The sequence below is a fragment of the Streptomyces sp. NPDC048291 genome, from assembly GCF_043201715.1.
In the GTDB taxonomy this organism is placed as follows: Bacteria; Actinomycetota; Actinomycetes; order Streptomycetales; family Streptomycetaceae; genus Streptomyces.
Map to the genome: position 1 here is coordinate 126,255 of NZ_JBICZC010000009.1, position 15,824 is coordinate 142,078.

General features: G+C 72.2%; 18 protein-coding genes. 8 read left to right on the top strand and 10 right to left on the bottom strand.

Annotated features, from left to right (window positions below; translation table 11 throughout):
- Positions 1–128: 128 nt before the first annotated feature.
- From ACGF5O_RS24635 to ACGF5O_RS24650, 4 genes are all read left to right on the top strand, one after another.
- Complete coding sequence (locus ACGF5O_RS24635; RefSeq protein ID WP_393812041.1) at positions 129–893, top strand: SDR family oxidoreductase; 765 nt, start codon at positions 129–131, stop codon at positions 891–893.
- A complete protein-coding gene (locus ACGF5O_RS24640) occupies positions 890–2,566 on the top strand; it encodes an AMP-binding protein (protein ID WP_393812042.1) in 1,677 nt (558 codons plus the stop codon). Before ACGF5O_RS24635 ends, ACGF5O_RS24640 begins: the two co-directional genes overlap by 4 nt.
- Positions 2,567–2,595: 29 nt before the next feature.
- Entirely contained in the window at positions 2,596–3,189 is a 594-nt protein-coding gene (locus tag ACGF5O_RS24645; RefSeq protein ID WP_351703894.1) for a TetR/AcrR family transcriptional regulator, read from the top strand.
- A gap of 65 nt (positions 3,190–3,254) precedes the next feature.
- Positions 3,255–3,950, top strand: coding sequence for a type 1 glutamine amidotransferase domain-containing protein (locus ACGF5O_RS24650; RefSeq protein ID WP_393812043.1), 696 nt, complete (start codon positions 3,255–3,257; stop codon positions 3,948–3,950).
- Between the two features lie 10 nt (positions 3,951–3,960).
- On the opposite strand, the gene ACGF5O_RS24655 is transcribed toward ACGF5O_RS24650, so the two are convergent.
- The 4 genes from ACGF5O_RS24655 to ACGF5O_RS24670 all read right to left on the bottom strand — a co-directional run bounded on the left by ACGF5O_RS24655 (position 3,961) and on the right by ACGF5O_RS24670 (position 7,299).
- Complete coding sequence (locus tag ACGF5O_RS24655) at positions 3,961–4,368, bottom strand: aldo/keto reductase (protein ID WP_393812044.1); 408 nt, start codon at positions 4,366–4,368, stop codon at positions 3,961–3,963.
- Between the two features lie 224 nt (positions 4,369–4,592).
- Positions 4,593–5,807 (bottom strand): acyl-CoA dehydrogenase family protein, encoded by a 1,215-nt coding sequence (locus tag ACGF5O_RS24660; protein WP_393812045.1) that lies wholly within the window; start codon positions 5,805–5,807, stop codon positions 4,593–4,595.
- A gap of 6 nt (positions 5,808–5,813) precedes the next feature.
- Entirely contained in the window at positions 5,814–6,836 is a 1,023-nt protein-coding gene (locus ACGF5O_RS24665; RefSeq protein ID WP_393812046.1) for a phosphotransferase family protein, read from the bottom strand.
- Between the two features lie 166 nt (positions 6,837–7,002).
- A complete protein-coding gene (locus tag ACGF5O_RS24670; protein ID WP_393812047.1) occupies positions 7,003–7,299 on the bottom strand; it encodes a hypothetical protein in 297 nt (98 codons plus the stop codon).
- Positions 7,300–7,461: 162 nt separating this feature from the next.
- On the opposite strand from ACGF5O_RS24670, the gene ACGF5O_RS24675 reads away from it, so the two are divergent.
- Positions 7,462–8,403: an NADP-dependent oxidoreductase gene (locus ACGF5O_RS24675; protein WP_393812048.1), complete on the top strand. Its 942-nt coding sequence runs from the start codon at positions 7,462–7,464 to the stop codon at positions 8,401–8,403.
- Positions 8,404–8,425: 22 nt separating this feature from the next.
- On the opposite strand, the gene ACGF5O_RS24680 is transcribed toward ACGF5O_RS24675, so the two are convergent.
- The 4 genes from ACGF5O_RS24680 to ACGF5O_RS24695 form a co-directional block, all read right to left on the bottom strand.
- The gene (locus tag ACGF5O_RS24680) at positions 8,426–8,740 is read right to left on the bottom strand and encodes a DUF202 domain-containing protein (RefSeq protein WP_393812049.1); all 315 of its coding nucleotides are present in this window, start codon (positions 8,738–8,740) and stop codon (positions 8,426–8,428) included.
- Positions 8,737–9,129: a YidH family protein gene (locus ACGF5O_RS24685; RefSeq protein WP_393812050.1), complete on the bottom strand. Its 393-nt coding sequence runs from the start codon at positions 9,127–9,129 to the stop codon at positions 8,737–8,739. Before ACGF5O_RS24685 ends, ACGF5O_RS24680 begins: the two co-directional genes overlap by 4 nt.
- Before the next feature lie 157 nt (positions 9,130–9,286).
- The gene (locus ACGF5O_RS24690; protein ID WP_393812051.1) at positions 9,287–9,796 is read right to left on the bottom strand and encodes an NUDIX hydrolase; all 510 of its coding nucleotides are present in this window, start codon (positions 9,794–9,796) and stop codon (positions 9,287–9,289) included.
- A 33-nt stretch (positions 9,797–9,829) separates the two neighbouring features.
- Entirely contained in the window at positions 9,830–10,723 is an 894-nt protein-coding gene (locus tag ACGF5O_RS24695; protein ID WP_393812052.1) for a DMT family transporter, read from the bottom strand.
- A 390-nt stretch (positions 10,724–11,113) separates the two neighbouring features.
- On the opposite strand from ACGF5O_RS24695, the gene ACGF5O_RS24700 reads away from it, so the two are divergent.
- From ACGF5O_RS24700 to ACGF5O_RS24710, 3 genes are all read left to right on the top strand, one after another.
- Positions 11,114–12,103 (top strand): hypothetical protein, encoded by a 990-nt coding sequence (locus ACGF5O_RS24700; protein WP_393812053.1) that lies wholly within the window; start codon positions 11,114–11,116, stop codon positions 12,101–12,103.
- A gap of 87 nt (positions 12,104–12,190) precedes the next feature.
- Positions 12,191–12,931: a molybdopterin-dependent oxidoreductase gene (locus ACGF5O_RS24705; protein WP_393812054.1), complete on the top strand. Its 741-nt coding sequence runs from the start codon at positions 12,191–12,193 to the stop codon at positions 12,929–12,931.
- Complete coding sequence (locus ACGF5O_RS24710; protein WP_393812055.1) at positions 12,915–13,538, top strand: cytochrome b/b6 domain-containing protein; 624 nt, start codon at positions 12,915–12,917, stop codon at positions 13,536–13,538. Before ACGF5O_RS24705 ends, ACGF5O_RS24710 begins: the two co-directional genes overlap by 17 nt.
- A gap of 312 nt (positions 13,539–13,850) precedes the next feature.
- Here ACGF5O_RS24710 and ACGF5O_RS24715 read toward each other — a convergent pair whose 3' ends face one another.
- A complete protein-coding gene (locus ACGF5O_RS24715) occupies positions 13,851–15,248 on the bottom strand; it encodes a GntP family permease (RefSeq protein WP_393812056.1) in 1,398 nt (465 codons plus the stop codon).
- Between the two features lie 39 nt (positions 15,249–15,287).
- Complete coding sequence (locus ACGF5O_RS24720; protein WP_393812057.1) at positions 15,288–15,809, bottom strand: gluconokinase; 522 nt, start codon at positions 15,807–15,809, stop codon at positions 15,288–15,290.
- Between the last annotated feature and the right edge of the window lie 15 nt (positions 15,810–15,824).

Here is a 15,824-nt window from a genome sequence, read left to right on the forward strand (position 1 = left end):
CCGGCTGGTCGCGCAGTTCCCCGCGCCCCTTTCGGGGCGCGTTGCGGCGGGACCTTTCCTGGAACATACCGACCGGTTAGTGTGTCGTTGCTGAGCCGAGTCTGGTCGCGTCGTGTCGAAGGAGACCGATGGTGGGAGCCGTGCAAGATGCCCGAGTCGTCGTCACCGGAGCGGGAGGGGGCATCGGGGCCGCCCTCGCCCGCCGGTTCGCCGCCGAAGGCGCCCGGGTCGTCGTGAACGACCTGGACGCGGAGAAGGCCGCCGCGGTCGCCGCGGAGATCGGCGGGATCGCCCTTCCGGGGGACGCGTCCGGCATCGTCGGCGCCGCCCGGGACGCGCTCGGCGGGAGCGTCGACGTCTACTGCGCCAACGCCGGGCTCGGCTCCGGCGGGTCCGAGGCGGCCGACGCGGCGGTGTGGGAGTCCGCCTGGGACGTCAATGTGATGGCGCACGTACGCGCCGCGCAGGAACTGGTGCCGGAGTGGCTGGAGCGGGGGAGCGGGCGGTTCGTGTCGACCGTGTCCGCCGCCGGACTGCTCACCATGATCGGCGCCGCGCCCTACAGCGTCACCAAGCACGGCGCCTACGCCTTTGCCGAGTGGCTGTCGCTGACCTACCGGCACCGGGGCCTGAAGGTGCACGCCATCTGTCCGCAGGGCGTGCGCACCGACATGCTCGCCGCCACCGGCAGCGCGGGCGACCTGGTGCTCCAGCCGACCGCGATCGAACCGGACGCGGTCGCGGACGCCCTGTTCAAGGGGATGGCGGAGGACCGGTTCCTGATCCTGCCGCATCCCGAGGTCGCCGACTTCTACCAGGCGCGGGCCGCCGACCCGGACCGCTGGCTGACCAGCATGAACCACCTCCAGCAGAAGTGGGAGGCCACCCGGTGACCCAGACACGGACCGAGTCCCCCTATGCCGCCCGGCCCTGGGCGGCGCTGCTCAACGAGGCCCAGCGCGGCCCGGTCGACCCGCCGGCCTCGCTGGTGCACGCCCTGCGGGCCGCCGTCGCCGAGGCGCCCGACCGCACCTGCCTCGCCTACTTCGACGCCCGCCTCAGCTTCCGCGAGGTCGACGAGCTGAGCGACGCGGTCGCCGCGCACCTCGCCGGGCGGGGCCTGGAGCGCGGCGACCGGGTCGCCGTCGTCCTGCAGAACTCCCCGCACTTCGTGCTCGCGCTGCTCGGCGCCTGGAAGGCGGGCGCGACCGTCGTGCCGGTCAACCCGATGTACAAGTCGGGTGAGGTCTCGCACGTCCTGCGGGACGCCGAGGTGACCGCGCTGGTCTGCTCGCAGCGGGCCTGGGAGTCGTACCTGCGCGACACGGCGGCCGGCTCGCCGGTGCGGATCGTGCTCACCGCGAGCGAACTGGACTTCCAGACGCGCGACGACGCGCGCGTGCTGACCTTCGGGCGGCTGCCCCAGGCCGCCGACGCCGAGGACCTGGTCGCCGTCGCACGGCAGGGCGGGAAGCCGCCCGCGGGGCGGGATCCGGAGCCCTCCGACATCGCGCTGATCAGCTACACCTCGGGGACGAGCGGCGCTCCCAAGGGCGCCACCAACCTGCACGGCAACATCATGTACAACGCCGAGCGGCAGCGGACCGGGCTCGCGCTGCCCGACGCGCCGGTCTACTACGCTCTCGCGCCCCTCTTCCACATCACCGGCATGGTCTGCCAGCTCTGCGCCTGCCTGACCAGCGTCGGCACGCTCGTGCTGACGTACCGCTTCGAGCCGGGACTGGTCCTGGAGGCGTTCGCCGAGCACCGCCCGCAGTACACGGTCGGCCCGTCCACCGCCTTCATGGCCCTGGCCGCCCACCCGGACGTCACCCCGGAGCACTTCGCCTCCTTCGTCAACATCTCCTCCGGCGGCGCGCCGCTGCCGCCCGCCCTGGTGGAGAAGTTCCGCGCCGGATTCGGGCCGTACATCCGCAACGGCTACGGGCTGACCGAGTGCACCGCGCCCTGCGCCTCCGTGCCGCCGGAGCTGGAGGCGCCCGTCGACCCCGCCTCCGGGACCCTCGCGGTCGGCGTGCCCGGCCCCGACACGCTCGTCCGCATCATCGACGACCAGGGCAACGAGCTGCCCTTCGGCGAACAGGGCGAGATCGCCGTGCGCGGACCGCAGGTGGTGCCCGGGTACTGGCGGCGGCCCGAGGCCACCGCCGAGACCTTCCCGGACGGCGAACTGCGCACCGGTGACATCGGGTTCATGGACCCCGAGGGCTGGCTGTACGTCGTCGACCGCAAGAAGGACATGATCAACGCGTCCGGCTTCAAGGTCTGGCCGCGCGAGGTCGAGGACGTGCTGTACACCCATCCGGCGGTACGCGAGGCGGCCGTCGTCGGGGTGCCGGACGGCTACCGCGGCGAGACCGTCAAGGCCTACATCAGTCTTCGTCCGGGAACTGCAACCGACCCGGACGATCTCGCCCTCTATTGCAAGGAGAGACTGGCCGCCTACAAATATCCGCGCCAGGTGGAGATCCTGCCCGACCTGCCGAAGACGGCAAGTGGGAAGATCCTCCGACGGGAACTGCGTTCCCGACCGCAACAGGGTTAGCAGAACTACGAGAAAGGCAGGTGGCGGCAGTGCCCAGGACGACGGACGGAGACGGGGCTCCTGTTCCGCAGCGGCTTCTTGCCGCCGCCACCCGGCTCTTCGCGGAGCAGGGGTACGACCGCACCTCCGTGCAGGAGATCGTGGAGGCGGCCGGCGTCACCAAGGGGGCGCTGTACCACTACTTCGGTTCCAAGGACGACCTCCTGCACGAGGTGTACGCGCGCGTGCTGCGCGTCCAGCAGGAGCGGCTCGACGCCTTCGCGAACGCGGACGAGCCGATCGAGAAGCGGCTGCGGGGCGCGGCGGCGGACGTGGTCGTCACGACCATCGAGAACCTCGACGACGCGATGATCTTCTTCAGATCCATGCACCACCTGAGCCCGGAGAAGAACAAGCAGGTGCGCGCCGAGCGCCGGCGCTACCACGAACGCTTCCGCGCGCTCGTCGAGGAGGGCCAGCGCGAGGGCGTCTTCTCCACCGCGACCCCGGCCGACCTCGTCGTCGACTACCACTTCGGCTCGGTCCACCACCTGTCCACCTGGTACCGCCCCGACGGCCCCATGACTCCCCAGGAGGTCGCCGACCACCTGGCCGACCTGCTGCTGCGGGCACTGCGCCCCTGATGTGCCTAGGCTGGAACGGCTGAATTCCTCTACGAGCCGACTCGGGGGGAAGGAGACCGAGTGCGATGGCGAAAGTCCTCTTCATCGTCAGCGGGGCGACCTACTGGGTTCTCAAGGACGGCACCAGATACGCGACCGGCTACTGGGCCGAAGAGTTCGCCATGCCCTACAAGAAGATCACCGAGGCCGGTCACGAGGTCGTGGTCGGCACGCCCGGGGGCGTCACCCCGAACGTCGACATGATGAGCCTGCGGCCGTCGATGGCCGGCGGTGAGGAGATGGCCCTCGAACTGGAGGCGATCATCCGTTCCGCCGAGGTGATGCGGCGGCCCCTGAAGCTCTCGGACATCCGCCTGGAGGACTACGACGCGGTGTACCTGCCCGGCGGCCACGGCCCCATGGCGGACCTGGCGTTCGACGCCGACTGCGGCCGGCTGCTGACCGCCCAGCTCGCCTCCGGCAGGCCACTCGCGATCGTGTGCCACGCCCCCGCCTCCATCCTCGCCACCAGGATCCACGGCAAGTCGCCCTTCGAGGGCTACCGCGTCACCTGCTTCACCGACGAGGAGGAGCAAGGCGTCGGGCTGGCCTCCCGGGCACCGTGGCTGCTGGAGACCGAGTTGAAGGACAAGGTCGGCATCGACTTCAGCCGCGGACCGGTCTGGGAGCCCTACATGGTCGAGGACCGCAACCTCATCACCGGCCAGAACCCCCATTCGGCCACGATCCTGGCGGACCGGCTGCTCCAGATCCTCAAGTAGCCGCCGCCCCTCAGTACCGGGCGCCGGCCGGCGCCGGGATCGCGTCCAGGTCGGCGAGGTCGGCCGGAGAGAGCCGGACGTCCGCGGCGCCCGCGTTGTCCACGAGGTACTTCGGGGTCTTCGTGCCCGGGATCGGGACGACCTGCGGCCCCTGGGCGACCAGCCGGCCGAGGACGACCTGGGCCGGGGTGGCGCCGATCCGGTCGGCGACCTCGCGGACCCGGGCCGCGATGTCCGGGTTGGCGCGCAGGTTGTCCTGCTGGAAGCGCGGCAGCCGGCGCCGCTGGTCCTGGTCCGGCAGCTCGTCGAAGGACGCGAAACGCCCGGCGAGGAAACCGCGGTGGAGCTGGTAGAGGCCGACATGCTCGGTGTCCGGGACGCCGCCGGCTTCGCCGGCCATGCCGAGATGCCGGCCCACGAGCGGCTCCCGGGGCCGGAGGGCCCCTGGGGGCGGCACGTGCACGCGCATAGTCCCGCCGGCCTGACAGACGTGTTTGCGGACGTCCGGCTGCTCGGCCCGCCGGTGACCGACGGCGAGTACATCGCGCTGAGCGAGCACGAGACGGTGCACCTGCACGAGTACACGCGAAGGGCCGGGGCGGGCCTCCAGGATGCCCGCCCCGGCCCCGAACCGTGCGTCGGCTACAGGTACTTCTTCAGCTCCCGGCGCGCCAGCGACCGCTGGTGCACCTCGTCGGGGCCGTCGGCGATCATCAGCGTGCGGGCCCCGGCGTACAGGTCGGCCAGCGGGAAGTCCTGGCTGACGCCGCCCGCGCCGTGCAGCTGGATCGCACGGTCGATGATGTCGACGACCGCACGCGGCGTGGCGATCTTGATGGCCTGGATCTCGGCGTGGGCGCCCCGGTTGCCGACGGTGTCCATCAGCCAGGCCGTCTTGAGGACCAGCAGCCGCAGCTGCTCGACCGTCACCCGGGCGTCGGCGATCCAGTTGTGCACCACGCCCTGCTGGGCCAGCGCCTTGCCGAACGCCTCGCGGGAGACGGCCCGGCGGCACATCAGCTCGATCGCCCGCTCGGCCATGCCGATCAGCCGCATGCAGTGGTGGATACGGCCCGGGCCGAGCCGGGCCTGGGCGATGGCGAAGCCGCCGCCCTCCTCACCGACCAGGTTCGTCACCGGCACGCGCGCGTGGTCGAAGACCACCTCGGCGTGGCCGCCGTGCGAGTGGTCCTCGTAGCCGAAGACCTTCATCGCCCGCTTCACGGTGACGCCCGGGGTGTCGCGCGGGACCAGCACCATCGACTGCTGGCGCCGGATGTCGCTGCCCTCCGGGTCGGTCTTGCCCATCACGATGAAGATCCTGCAGTCCGGATTCATCGCCCCGGAGATGTACCACTTGCGTCCGGTGATGACGTAGTCGTCGCCGTCGCGCTCGATGTGCGTGGTGATGTTGGTGGCGTCGGAGGAGGCCACCTCCGGCTCGGTCATGGCGAACGCCGAGCGGATCTCACCGGCAAGCAGCGGCTCCAGCCACTGCTTCTTCTGCGCGTCGTCGCCGAACTGGGCCAGCACCTCCATGTTGCCGGTGTCCGGCGCCGCGCAGTTCAGCGCGGTGGGCGCCAGGTGCGGGGAGCGGCCGGTGATCTCGGCGAGCGGCGCGTACTGGAGGTTGGTGAGCCCCGCGCCGTACTCGGCGTCGGGCAGGAACAGGTTCCACAGGCCCTGCCTGCGCGCCTCGGCCTTCAGCTCCCCGACCACGGCCGGGGTGTCCCACGGCGAGGCGAGCGCGGCGCGCTGCTCCTCGGCGACCGGCTCGGCCGGGTAGACGTACTCGTCCATGAAGGCGAGCAGCTTGGCGCGCAGTTCCTCGGTGCGCGCGTCGAACGCGAAGTCCATGGCCGGTCAGCCTTCCTGAAGAGTGGTCAGTCCGTGGTCGATGAAGACGGGGACGAGTTCGCCGATGCGGTCGAAGCCCTGCCCGAGCGTCTGGCCCAGCGTGTACCGGTAGTGGATGCCCTCCAGGATCACGGCGAGCTTGAACCAGGCGAACGCCGTGTACCAGGAGATGTGCGAGACGTCCCGCCCCGAGCGGGCGGCGTACCGCTCGACCAGCTCCCGCGGGTCCGGGTGGCCCGGCGCCTCGGCGGTCGTCGACACCGGCGAGTCCGGCGTGCCCAGCGGCAGGCTGTACATCACCAGCAGGCCCAGGTCGGTCAGCGGGTCGCCGAGCGTGGACATCTCCCAGTCGAGGATCGCCTTGATCCGGTCGTCGTCGCCGATCAGCACGTTGTCGAGGCGGTAGTCGCCGTGGATCACGGTGGGCGCGGGGGAGTCGGGCAGGCGGCGGCCCAGGGTCGCGTGCAGTTCGTCGATGCCGGCCAGCTCCCGGTTGCGGGAGGCGTCCAGCTGCTTGCCCCAGCGGCGCAGCTGGCGGTCCAGGAAGCCCTCGGGGCGGCCGAAGTCGGCGAGCCCCACCTCCGCGGGGTCCACGGCGTGCAGCTCGACCAGCGTGTCCACCAGGGACAGCACCGCGTTGCGGGTGCGCTCGGGGCCGAGCGGGGCGAGCTGCTCGGAGGTGCGGTACGGGGTGCCCGCCACGAACTCCATCACGTAGAACGGCGCGCCGAGGACGTCGTCGTCCTCGCACAGCAGCACCGTGCGCGGCACCGGCACCTCGGTCGGGTACAGCGCGCTGATCACCCGGTGCTCGCGCTTCATGTCGTGCGCGGTGGCGAGGACGTGGCCCAGCGGCGGCCGTCGTACGACCCAGTCCGAGGCGCCGTCGGAGATCGCGTAGGTGAGGTTCGACCGTCCGCCCTCGATCAGCCTTCCGGTCAGCGGACCGCTCACCAGGCCGGGGCGCTCGCGGTCGAGCAGGCCGCGCAGCCGGTCGAGGTCGAGTCCGGGCGGGTGGTCGGGGCTCATGCATCGCTCCTACGAACGAACGAACAGGACCCGACTCATGATGCCGACCAGTCGGTATGTCGTCCAGCGCGCGAGCCAAACGTGACCGGGACCACCCTACGGCCCGAACGCCGCGTGGCGGCTCCCCGCGCGCGCAGGGCGGGGGCCGCCACGGGTGAGGGACGGCTCAGTGGTCGTCCCAGTGGCCGTTGTGCTCCGCGTGCCTGTGGCCGTCGTGCAGATAGTCGACGTGGTCGCCGTGCAGGACGCCGGTGTGCCCGCAGCCCTCGCCGTGCCGGTGCTCGTGGGCCTCGTGGGTGACGTGCCCGTCGGGCTCGCACTCGTCCCAGTGGCCGCTGTGCTCGCGGTGCAGATGCCCGTTGTGCGCGTAGTCGACGTGGTCGCCGTGCGGCACCTGGTCGTGCCCGCAGCCCGGTCCGTGGCTGTGGCCGTGCGCGGTGTGTTCCTGGTGAAGGGTGGTCATGGTGCTCGCCTTCGGGGGTGCGGGTTCAGGGGTGCGGGTTCAGGGGTGTGGGTTCTTCGAGGGGGAGTGCGGCGTGATGCCGACGGACAGGCTGCCACGCGAACTGCGCATATGCGGGCATCCCGGTTGCGTGGCGTCCGAGTACCCCGGAGGGTCATTTGCATGAAAGGCATCAGCTACAGCCGGTACGGCGGCCCCGAGGTGCTGGAGTACGGCGAGGTCAAGGACCCGAAGGTCGGCCCCGACTCGGTGCTGGTGAAGATCCGGGCGGCGGCCGTGAACCCGGTCGACTGGAAGTGCCGTGAGGGCCATCTGCACGGCATCCTGGACCCCGTCTTCCCGGTGATCCCCGGCTGGGACGTCTCCGGCGTCGTCGTCCAGCCCGGCCAGGCCGTCACCGAGTTCGCGGTCGGCGACGAGGTGATCGGCTACGTCCGCGAGGACTTCCTCTCCCGGGGCACCCTCGCCGAGTACGTCGCCGCCCCGGTGCGCACCCTCGCCCGCAAGCCGCGCAACCTCACCTTCGAACAGGCCTCCGGGCTGCCGCTGGCCGGCCTCACCGCCTACCAGGTGCTGGTCCACACCCTGGAGGTCAAGCGGGGCGAGACGGTCCTGGTGCACGCCGCCGCCGGCGGGGTCGGCTCCCTCGCCGTCCAGATCGCGGCCCACCTCGGCGCCCGGGTCGTCGGCACCGCGAGCGAGCGCAACCACGACTTCGTCCGGGGCCTCGGCGGCGAGCCGGTGGCCTACGGACCGGGCCTGGCCGAACGCGTGCGGGGACTGGCCCCGGAGGGCGTGGCCGCCGTCTTCGACACCGTCGGCGGGGAGGCCCTGACCGTCTCGGCGAACCTGCTCGCCCCCGAGGGCCGGATGGCCTCGATCGCCGACCCGGACGTCGTCGACTTCGGGGGCCGCTACTGCTGGGCGCGGCCCGACGCCGGGGACCTGACCCGGCTCACCGCGCTCGCGGAACAGGGCGCGCTGACCGTCCATGTCACCGAGACGTTCCCGCTGAAGGCGGCGGCCGACGCGCAGCGCCGCAGCCAGGAGGGGCACACCCGGGGCAAGGTGGTGGTCACCGTGGACTGGCCGGAGGAGGGCTGAGCCGGGGCGCCGGGCGCAGTGGCTACACGACCAGTGCGGCGGCGCACAGGGCGACGGCGACCGTGCACAGCACCGCCCCGGCCGCCTGCCGGGGCGTGAGCGCCGAGGGGCGGCCGGTGACCGCGAGGGCGCGGATACGGCGGTGGGCGACCAGGAGGAAACCCAGCCACAGCACGCAGCAGGCGGCGCAGGCGACGACGCCGGCGGCCGAGGTGCTGCCGTGCAGCGCGGTCTTCGCCGCGAGTATGGCGGCGACCGTCGCCGACAGGGTCGTACGGCGCCAGGCCAGCCGCGTCCGCTCCGGCTGGAGCCCGGGGTCGCGGGCCGGTTCCGTCACCCCTCCCACCCGACGAGCACGACGACGACCATCGCGACGGCGACCACCGCGATGACCACGCTCAGCAGCGCCGGGAACCGGGACACCGGCAGGTCCTCGCCGCGCCGCATCGCCCGCTCGCAGCGCATCCAGTGGTTCACGGCGCGCAGCGAGCACAGGACGCCCGCGGCGAGGAGCGCGAGGGCGAGGCCGATGCGCCAGCCGCGGCCGAGGTCGGGCAGGAACTGGTCCACGGCGAAGCCGCCGCCGATGAGGGCGAGGGCGGTGCGCAGCCAGGCGAGGAAGGTCCGCTCGTTGGCGAGGGAGAAACGGTAGTCGGGGGTCGTGCCCTCCTGCCGCACGGCCTCGGGGGCGAACCACAGGCGGACGTTCCGCGCGAATCCGATCACGTGCAGGAAGCCTACCCGGGGGGTCGCCGTGGTCGTTCGGCTGCGGGTGCGTGGGGGCTGGTCGCGCAGTTCCCCGCGCCCCTCACGGGGCGCCGCAGTCGCGGCTTCTTCGCGGCGGCACCCGGCAAGCGCCGGTGAGCGTCCCCACCCCCCGACCTCAGCCCCGATGGACCCGCAGCCGCTCCCACGCCGCCAGCCCGTCCGGCACCCACTCCCACTCCCCGAGCCGTGACACCAGCTCCTCCTCGGTCAGGAAGGCGTGCCACGCCACCTCCTCCACCTGCGGCCGCACCGGCAGCTCGCAGCGCACCTCGTACACCGCCGACCACCAGCTGTGCCCGACATCGTTGCGGTAGAGGAACTTGAAGAGGAACGTCGGCCGGGGGAGACCGCTCACGCCCAGTTCCTCCTCGGCCTCCCGCAGCGCCGCGTCGTCGTAGGACTCGCCCGCGCCGACCACACCGCCGACGAACATGTCGTACAGGGAGGGGAAGACCAGCTTGGTCGCGGTGCGGCGGTGCACGAAGACGCGGCCGGCGGCGTCGCGGGCCAGGATGAAGGCGCAGCGGTGGCGCAGGCCGCGGGCGTACGCCTCGCCGCGCGGGGACTGCCCGATGACCTGGTCGTTCTCGTCGACGATGTCGAGGATTTCGTCAGCAGCGCTCATGCCGCCATCCAAGCAGGCGGCCGGCCGTCGGCGTCAGCGCGGCTGGAGGTCCAGCGAGGGCTCCTTGGGCGCCGTACCGCGCGGCATCGCCGGATGCAGTCCGAGCAGCACGATGCCCGCCACGATCGCCGCGAGGCCCGCCGCCTCCCAGGCCAGCGCCCCGGTGTCGGTGCGCAGCTTGTCCCCGAGGAAGCCGACCCCGCAGAGGATCCCGGCGAGCGGCTGGGCCGCGGTGAGCGCGGGCAGCGAGTTGCGCAGCTCGGCCGTCTCGAAGGCGCTCTGCACGAGGATCAGCCCGGTGACCCCGAGGACCAGCACGCCGTACGGCTGCCAGCCGGTCAGCACCTCCATGATGCCGCCCTCGGAGAACCGGGTGCCGGTGACCCGGGTCAGCGCGTCCTGGACGCCGTAGAGCAGGCCGGCGGCGAGGGCGAGCAGGGTGGGGCCCGAGCTGAGCCGGGAGCGTTTGGCGTAGGTCGTCAGGAGCAGGGCTATGCCGACCGTCACGCCGATGATCAGCCAGTGGCGCGCCGGGTTGGTGACGGCGTCGCCGCCGTGGGGCTGGCCCGCCAGGATGAACGTGGTCACCCCGCCCGCGAGCAGGATGAGGCCCGCCCAGCCCTGGTGGCTGAGGGGATGCCTGGTCTGGTGCCGGGAGAGCGCGAGGGCGAACAGCAGGTTCGTCGCGAGCAGCGGCTCGACGAGGGAGATCTCGCCCTTGCCGAGGGCGACCGCGCCGAGGATCATGCCGGCCACCATCAGGCCGATGCCGCCGAGCCAGCGCGGCACCCGCATCAGGTCGAGCAGCAGCCGGGGCGACAGGAAGTCGCTGAGCGGTGCCTTCTGGGCGACGTTCTGCTGGAGTACGAACCCGAAGCCCAGGCAACAGGCGGCACTCACGGCGAGAATCAGAACCAGAACGGACACGCTGCGTACCTCGATCTGCGGCCGGGCTACGGAGTGCGTAGTGGCCGACTGTAGCGCTCCCCGGTGGGGATTGCTCCGGAGTACCCGGAACCGGGCGGTTGACTCGGTCACGCCGCCCGGGGTCGGTCACGGTGGGCGGATCGGGGCGGCGGCGGGACCCTACGGCCATGGTCCGACGCCCGGGCGGCCCGCGCCATGGCGTACGCCACAACCGGAACCCTGAGCCCCACGGCCACCGTACGCCAACCCGGCCCAGGCGCGCGTCAAGTTCCGCTTCTCACAGGGTAGTTGAACAGAGTACGAGCCCCGTTCAGCTTGACGCAAAGTCTTGGCTGGGGGTTTGCTGTGCGTGATCGGCCGATGGCAGCCCGACAACCAGGAAGTTCCGCGGTGCCCCCAACCCCGCCCCTCTTAGGCCCAGGCCCGGCCCTCACCGGCCCCGGCCCGGCCGTCGCCGAAGCTCCCCGCGCGACAGCGCACCCCGGGTGCGAGCACTGTCCCGACGACGCCCTCGGCGACGCCGAACTCATCTCCGCGCGAGCCGCGTTGGCCCAGGGCCGCTGGCAGTCGGCCCGCTCCCTGTTGCTCCACACGGGTGAGGACTGGGACCGCCGCGGCCACCGGGTCACCGTCCTCGCCCGCGAGCCCTACGCCATCGCCTGGGCCCGCGAGTGGCTGCTTGCCGAGCCCGGCTCCGCCGGTGCCGCCGCCCTGTACGCCCTGACCCTGGTCCGGCGCGCCCTGCGCGGCAAGGAGGAGCCGGAGCGGGCCCGCGAGGCCTGCGCCGGTGCCGCCGCGCTCGCCCCCGCCGACCCCACCCCCTGGCTCGGCCTCCTGCTGCTCGCCCGCCGCCTGGGCACCGACGAGGAGACGCGCCGCGCCTTCGCCGAGGTGCGCCGCCGGCACCCCGAGCACCACCACGCCCATCACCTGATGGCGGCCCGGATCGCGGAGACCGAAGCCCACGGCACGTACGAACTGTGCGCCTTCGCGGAGCGCGCGGCGGCCGAGGCCCCGGCCGACTCCCCGCTCGCCGTCCTGCCGGTCGTCGCGTACACCGAACGCCACCGGGTGCTGGCCGCCACCGGCCGGGCCCCCGCCGACCCGGCCGCCGCCGGGCACTGGACCGAGTCGTCGGCGCTGCGCGCCCTGGGCGCCGCCTTCGACTGGTGGCTGGAGTGGGGGATCGAGGAGCATCCCCGCCGCTACCTCGACCTCAACCACCTCGCCCACGCCACCTTCGGCGCCGGCCGGTACGCCGAGGCCGCGGCCCTGTTCCAGCGGATCGGCCGCCATGCCACCACGGCACCCTGGTCGTACCCGGACCGCGACCCGTGCGAGGCGTTCCGGGCGGCCCGGGACCGGACGCGGGGAGGCTGACGGGACATTCATGAGAAGAGGTTGTGGATTCCTTACGGCCGCCGGATTCCGTGGCCGAACACGCCCCGACGGTGTTCGAATGAATGCGTGAACTCTGAACAGTCCGAGGAGCCGCGGCGCGCCGAGGAGGGCACCCCGGTCGGCCGCCGGGTGTTCCTCGGCACCATCGGTCTCGGCGCGCTCGGCCTGGTGACCGCCCCGGTGCTGCAACGCATGACCGACACGGTGCTCGGTGCGTTCTCCGGCAAGGACCCCACGGGTCTGACCGGCCTGCTCCCGAACGGCGGCGGCTTCCGGTACTACTCGGTGACCGGGTCCGTGCCGGACAAGACCGCCGCGAACTACCAGCTGAAGATCGACGGGCTCGTCGACAAGCCGAACACGTACACCCTGGACGAGCTGCGGGCCCTGCCGCAGACCCGGCTGGTCAAGGACGTCCAGTGCGTGACCGGCTGGCGGGTCCCCGACACCCCCTTCTCGGGCGTCCGCCTCTCCCACCTGCTGGACCTCGCGGGCGTCCGGGACACCGCCAAGGCGATCCACTTCACCTGCTTCGACGGCGCCTACACCGAGAGCCTCACCCTCGACCAGGCGCGCCGGCCGGACGTCCTGGTCGCGCTGCGCATGCAGAACAAGGCCATCACCCACGACCACGGCGGCCCGGTCCGCCTCTACGTCGCCCCCATGTACTTCTACAAATCGGCCAAGTGGCTCTCCGGCATCACGGTCACTGACAAGGTCGAACCGGGCTACTGGGAGAGGCTCGGCTACGACGTCGACGCCTGGGTCGGCCGTTCGAACGGACGTGACGATGAGCCTACGAACTGAGGCGCCGGCCGCCACGGACCGGCTGCACCGCTTCACCCCGGCCGAGCGCTGGATCCACCGCACGACGGCGCTGCTGATGGGCCTGTGCGTCGCGACGGCCGCCTGCCTCTACATCCCGCAGCTGGCGATCCTCGTCGGCCGCCGGGAACTGGTCGTCCGCATCCACGAGTGCGCGGGCCTCGCCCTGCCCGTCCCGGTCGTCCTGGGCCTCGCCTCCCGCGCCTTCCGCAGGGACCTCGGCTTCCTGAACCGCTTCGGCCCCCACGACAAGCTGTGGCTGGCCGCCGCCCTGAGCCGCGACAAGCGCCCGTCCTCGCGCCCGGCGGGCAAGTTCAACGCCGGCCAGAAGATCTACGCGAACTGGATCGCCGGCGCCACCCTCGTCATGCTCGCCACGGGTCTCCTGATGTGGTTCACCCACCTCACCCCGCTGATGTGGCGCACCTCGGCCACCTTCGTCCACGACTGGCTGGCCCTCACCATCGGCATCGTCCTCGCCGGCCACGTCGGCATGGCCCTCGGCGACCCGGAGGCGAGACGAGGCCTGCGCACGGGCACGGTAAGCCGCGAATGGGCCAAACGCGAGCATCCGCTGTGGCGGCCGTAGCCGCGAGACGCCGCCGAACGCATGCCGACGGCGTCTCGGGCACCGCCGGACACCACCGTCGTGGCTGATCGCCGTTGCGGCGGAGAGTAGAGCGGGACTTGTGCGTCCCGCCCGCAGCACTCCGACGGCACATCCGGTACCGCCGGACACCACCGTCGTGGCTGATCGCCGTTGCGGCGAGGAGAACTGCGGAAGCCGCCGCCCCCTCATCCCGCCGCAATGGCCATCCCGCCGCAACGGCGATCAGCCGAGACGGCGGAGTCCGGCGGTGCCGCACCGGCCGCACCGTCGGACTCCCTTCCCGTCCTGCCCCTAGATCACCAGGGACAGCAGCAGCACCAGGCCGCCCGCGACCACCGAGATGATCGTTTCCATGACCGACCAGGTCTTGAGGGTCTGGCCGACGGACAGGCCGAAGTACTCCTTGACCAGCCAGAATCCCGCGTCGTTGACGTGGCTGAAGAACAGCGAGCCCGCGCCGATGGCCAGGACGAGGAGGGCGGTGTGGGCGGTGGACATGTCGGCCGCCAGCGGGGCCACCAGGCCGGCCGCCGACACCGTGGCCACCGTCGCCGAACCCGTCGCCAGCCGGATCGCGACCGCGATCAGCCAGGCCAGCAGCAGGGCCGGGATCGACCAGTCCTTGGAGACCTCCAGGATCATCTGGCCGACCCCGCAGTCGATCAGCGTCTGCTTGAAGCCGCCGCCCGCGCCGACGATGAGGAGGATGCCGGCGATGGGCATGAGCCCCTTCTCGACGGTCTGCGAGATCCGGTCCCGGGAGAACCCGGCCGGCCGGCCCAGCGTGAACATGCCGACGATGACGGCCGCGAGCAGCGCGATCAGCGGGGAGCCGACGACGTCGAAGACGCGCTGGACGGTGTGCGCCGGGTCGTCGACGACGATGTCCACCAGCGCCTTGGACAGCATCAGGACGACCGGCAGCAGGATGGTGGCGAGGGTGGCGCCGAAGCCGGGGCGCTTCTCCAGTTCCTCGGACGGGCGCTGCGGGAGCATCCGGTCGGGGGCCTGCACGTCCACCCAGCGGGCGGCGACCTTCGAGAACAGCGGGCCGGCGATGATCACGGTCGGGATCGCGACCAGCACACCGAGGGCCAGGGTCACGCCCAGGTTCGCGTGGACCGCGTCGATCGCGACCAGCGGGCCGGGGTGCGGCGGCACCAGGCCGTGCATCACGGACAGACCGGCCAGCGCCGGAATGCCGATGCGCATCAGGGAGTAGTTGCCGCGCTTGGCGACCATCAGCACCACCGGGATCAGCAGCACGATGCCGACCTCGAAGAAGAGCGGCAGCCCGACCACGGAGGCGATCAGCACCATCGCCCAGGGCATCGCCCGGCCGCCGGCCCTGTCGAGGATCGTGTCGACGATCTGGTCGGCGCCGCCGGAGTCGGCCAGCAGCTTGCCCAGGATCGCCCCGAGCGCGATCAGGACACCCACGCCGGCGACGGTGGCGCCGAGCCCGGTGGTGAAGCTGGTGATGGCCTTGTCGAGCGGCGCCCCGGCGAACACGCCGAGCGCGAGCGAGCCGATGGTGAGCGCCAGGAAGGCGTGCAGCTTGAACTTGGTGATGAGCAGGACGATGACGGCGAAGCCCAGCAGGACGGCGATACCGAGCCGGGCGTGTCCGGCCGAGGTGATGGGCGCGACGGTGTCCGCTGCCAGCATCTCGACACTGAGTCTGGTCACGGGGGTTCCTTGCGATGACGGGGGAGGGATAAGGGGGAGTTACTGCGGGGTGAGGTCGGGCAGCGCGTCCAGCGCCCGTACGGCCCGGGCGGTGATCTCCTCGGGGCCGCCCGAGACGTCCACGGCGACACCCGGCTCGTCCGCCTCCAGCGGCTGGAGCGTGGCGAACTGGGAGTCCAGCAGCGCGGTCGGCATGAAGTGGCCCTGCCGGTGCGACATCCGGTCCTCGATGAGCCGCCGGTCGCCGGTCAGGTGCAGGAACACGATGCCGGGGGCCGCGGCCCGGAGCCGGTCGCGGTACGACCGCTTCAGCGCGGAGCTGCTGACGACCCCGCCGAGTCCCGACCGCCCGTGCGCCCAGGCGCCGATGGCGTCCAGCCACGGCCACCGGTCGGCGTCGTCGAGCGGGTGACCGGCCGACATCTTGGCGATGTTGGCCGGCGGGTGGAAGTCGTCGCCCTCGGCGTACGGGACGCCGAGCCGGGCGGCGAGCAGGGGACCGATCGTGGTCTTGCCCGTGCCGGCGACGCCCATCACCACGACGACGTGAGGGGTCCGCATCACTGCCTCGCTGTC

What these genes read in the sequence shown, in the direction of transcription:
- ACGF5O_RS24660 (WP_393812045.1), bottom strand. Translation starts at nt 5,807, where the DNA reads ATGGACTTCGCGTTCGACGCGCGCACCGAGGAACTGCGCGCCAAGCTG.
- ACGF5O_RS24710 (WP_393812055.1), top strand. Translation starts at nt 12,915, where the DNA reads ATGAGCCTACGAACTGAGGCGCCGGCCGCCACGGACCGGCTGCACCGC.
- ACGF5O_RS24665 (WP_393812046.1), bottom strand. Translation starts at nt 6,836, where the DNA reads ATGAGCCCCGACCACCCGCCCGGACTCGACCTCGACCGGCTGCGCGGC.
- ACGF5O_RS24690 (WP_393812051.1), bottom strand. Translation starts at nt 9,796, where the DNA reads ATGAGCGCTGCTGACGAAATCCTCGACATCGTCGACGAGAACGACCAG.
- ACGF5O_RS24720 (WP_393812057.1), bottom strand. Translation starts at nt 15,809, where the DNA reads ATGCGGACCCCTCACGTCGTCGTGGTGATGGGCGTCGCCGGCACGGGC.
- ACGF5O_RS24675 (WP_393812048.1), top strand. Translation starts at nt 7,462, where the DNA reads ATGAAAGGCATCAGCTACAGCCGGTACGGCGGCCCCGAGGTGCTGGAG.
- ACGF5O_RS24635 (WP_393812041.1), top strand. Translation starts at nt 129, where the DNA reads ATGGTGGGAGCCGTGCAAGATGCCCGAGTCGTCGTCACCGGAGCGGGA.
- ACGF5O_RS24670 (WP_393812047.1), bottom strand. Translation starts at nt 7,299, where the DNA reads ATGACCACCCTTCACCAGGAACACACCGCGCACGGCCACAGCCACGGA.
- ACGF5O_RS24650 (WP_393812043.1), top strand. Translation starts at nt 3,255, where the DNA reads ATGGCGAAAGTCCTCTTCATCGTCAGCGGGGCGACCTACTGGGTTCTC.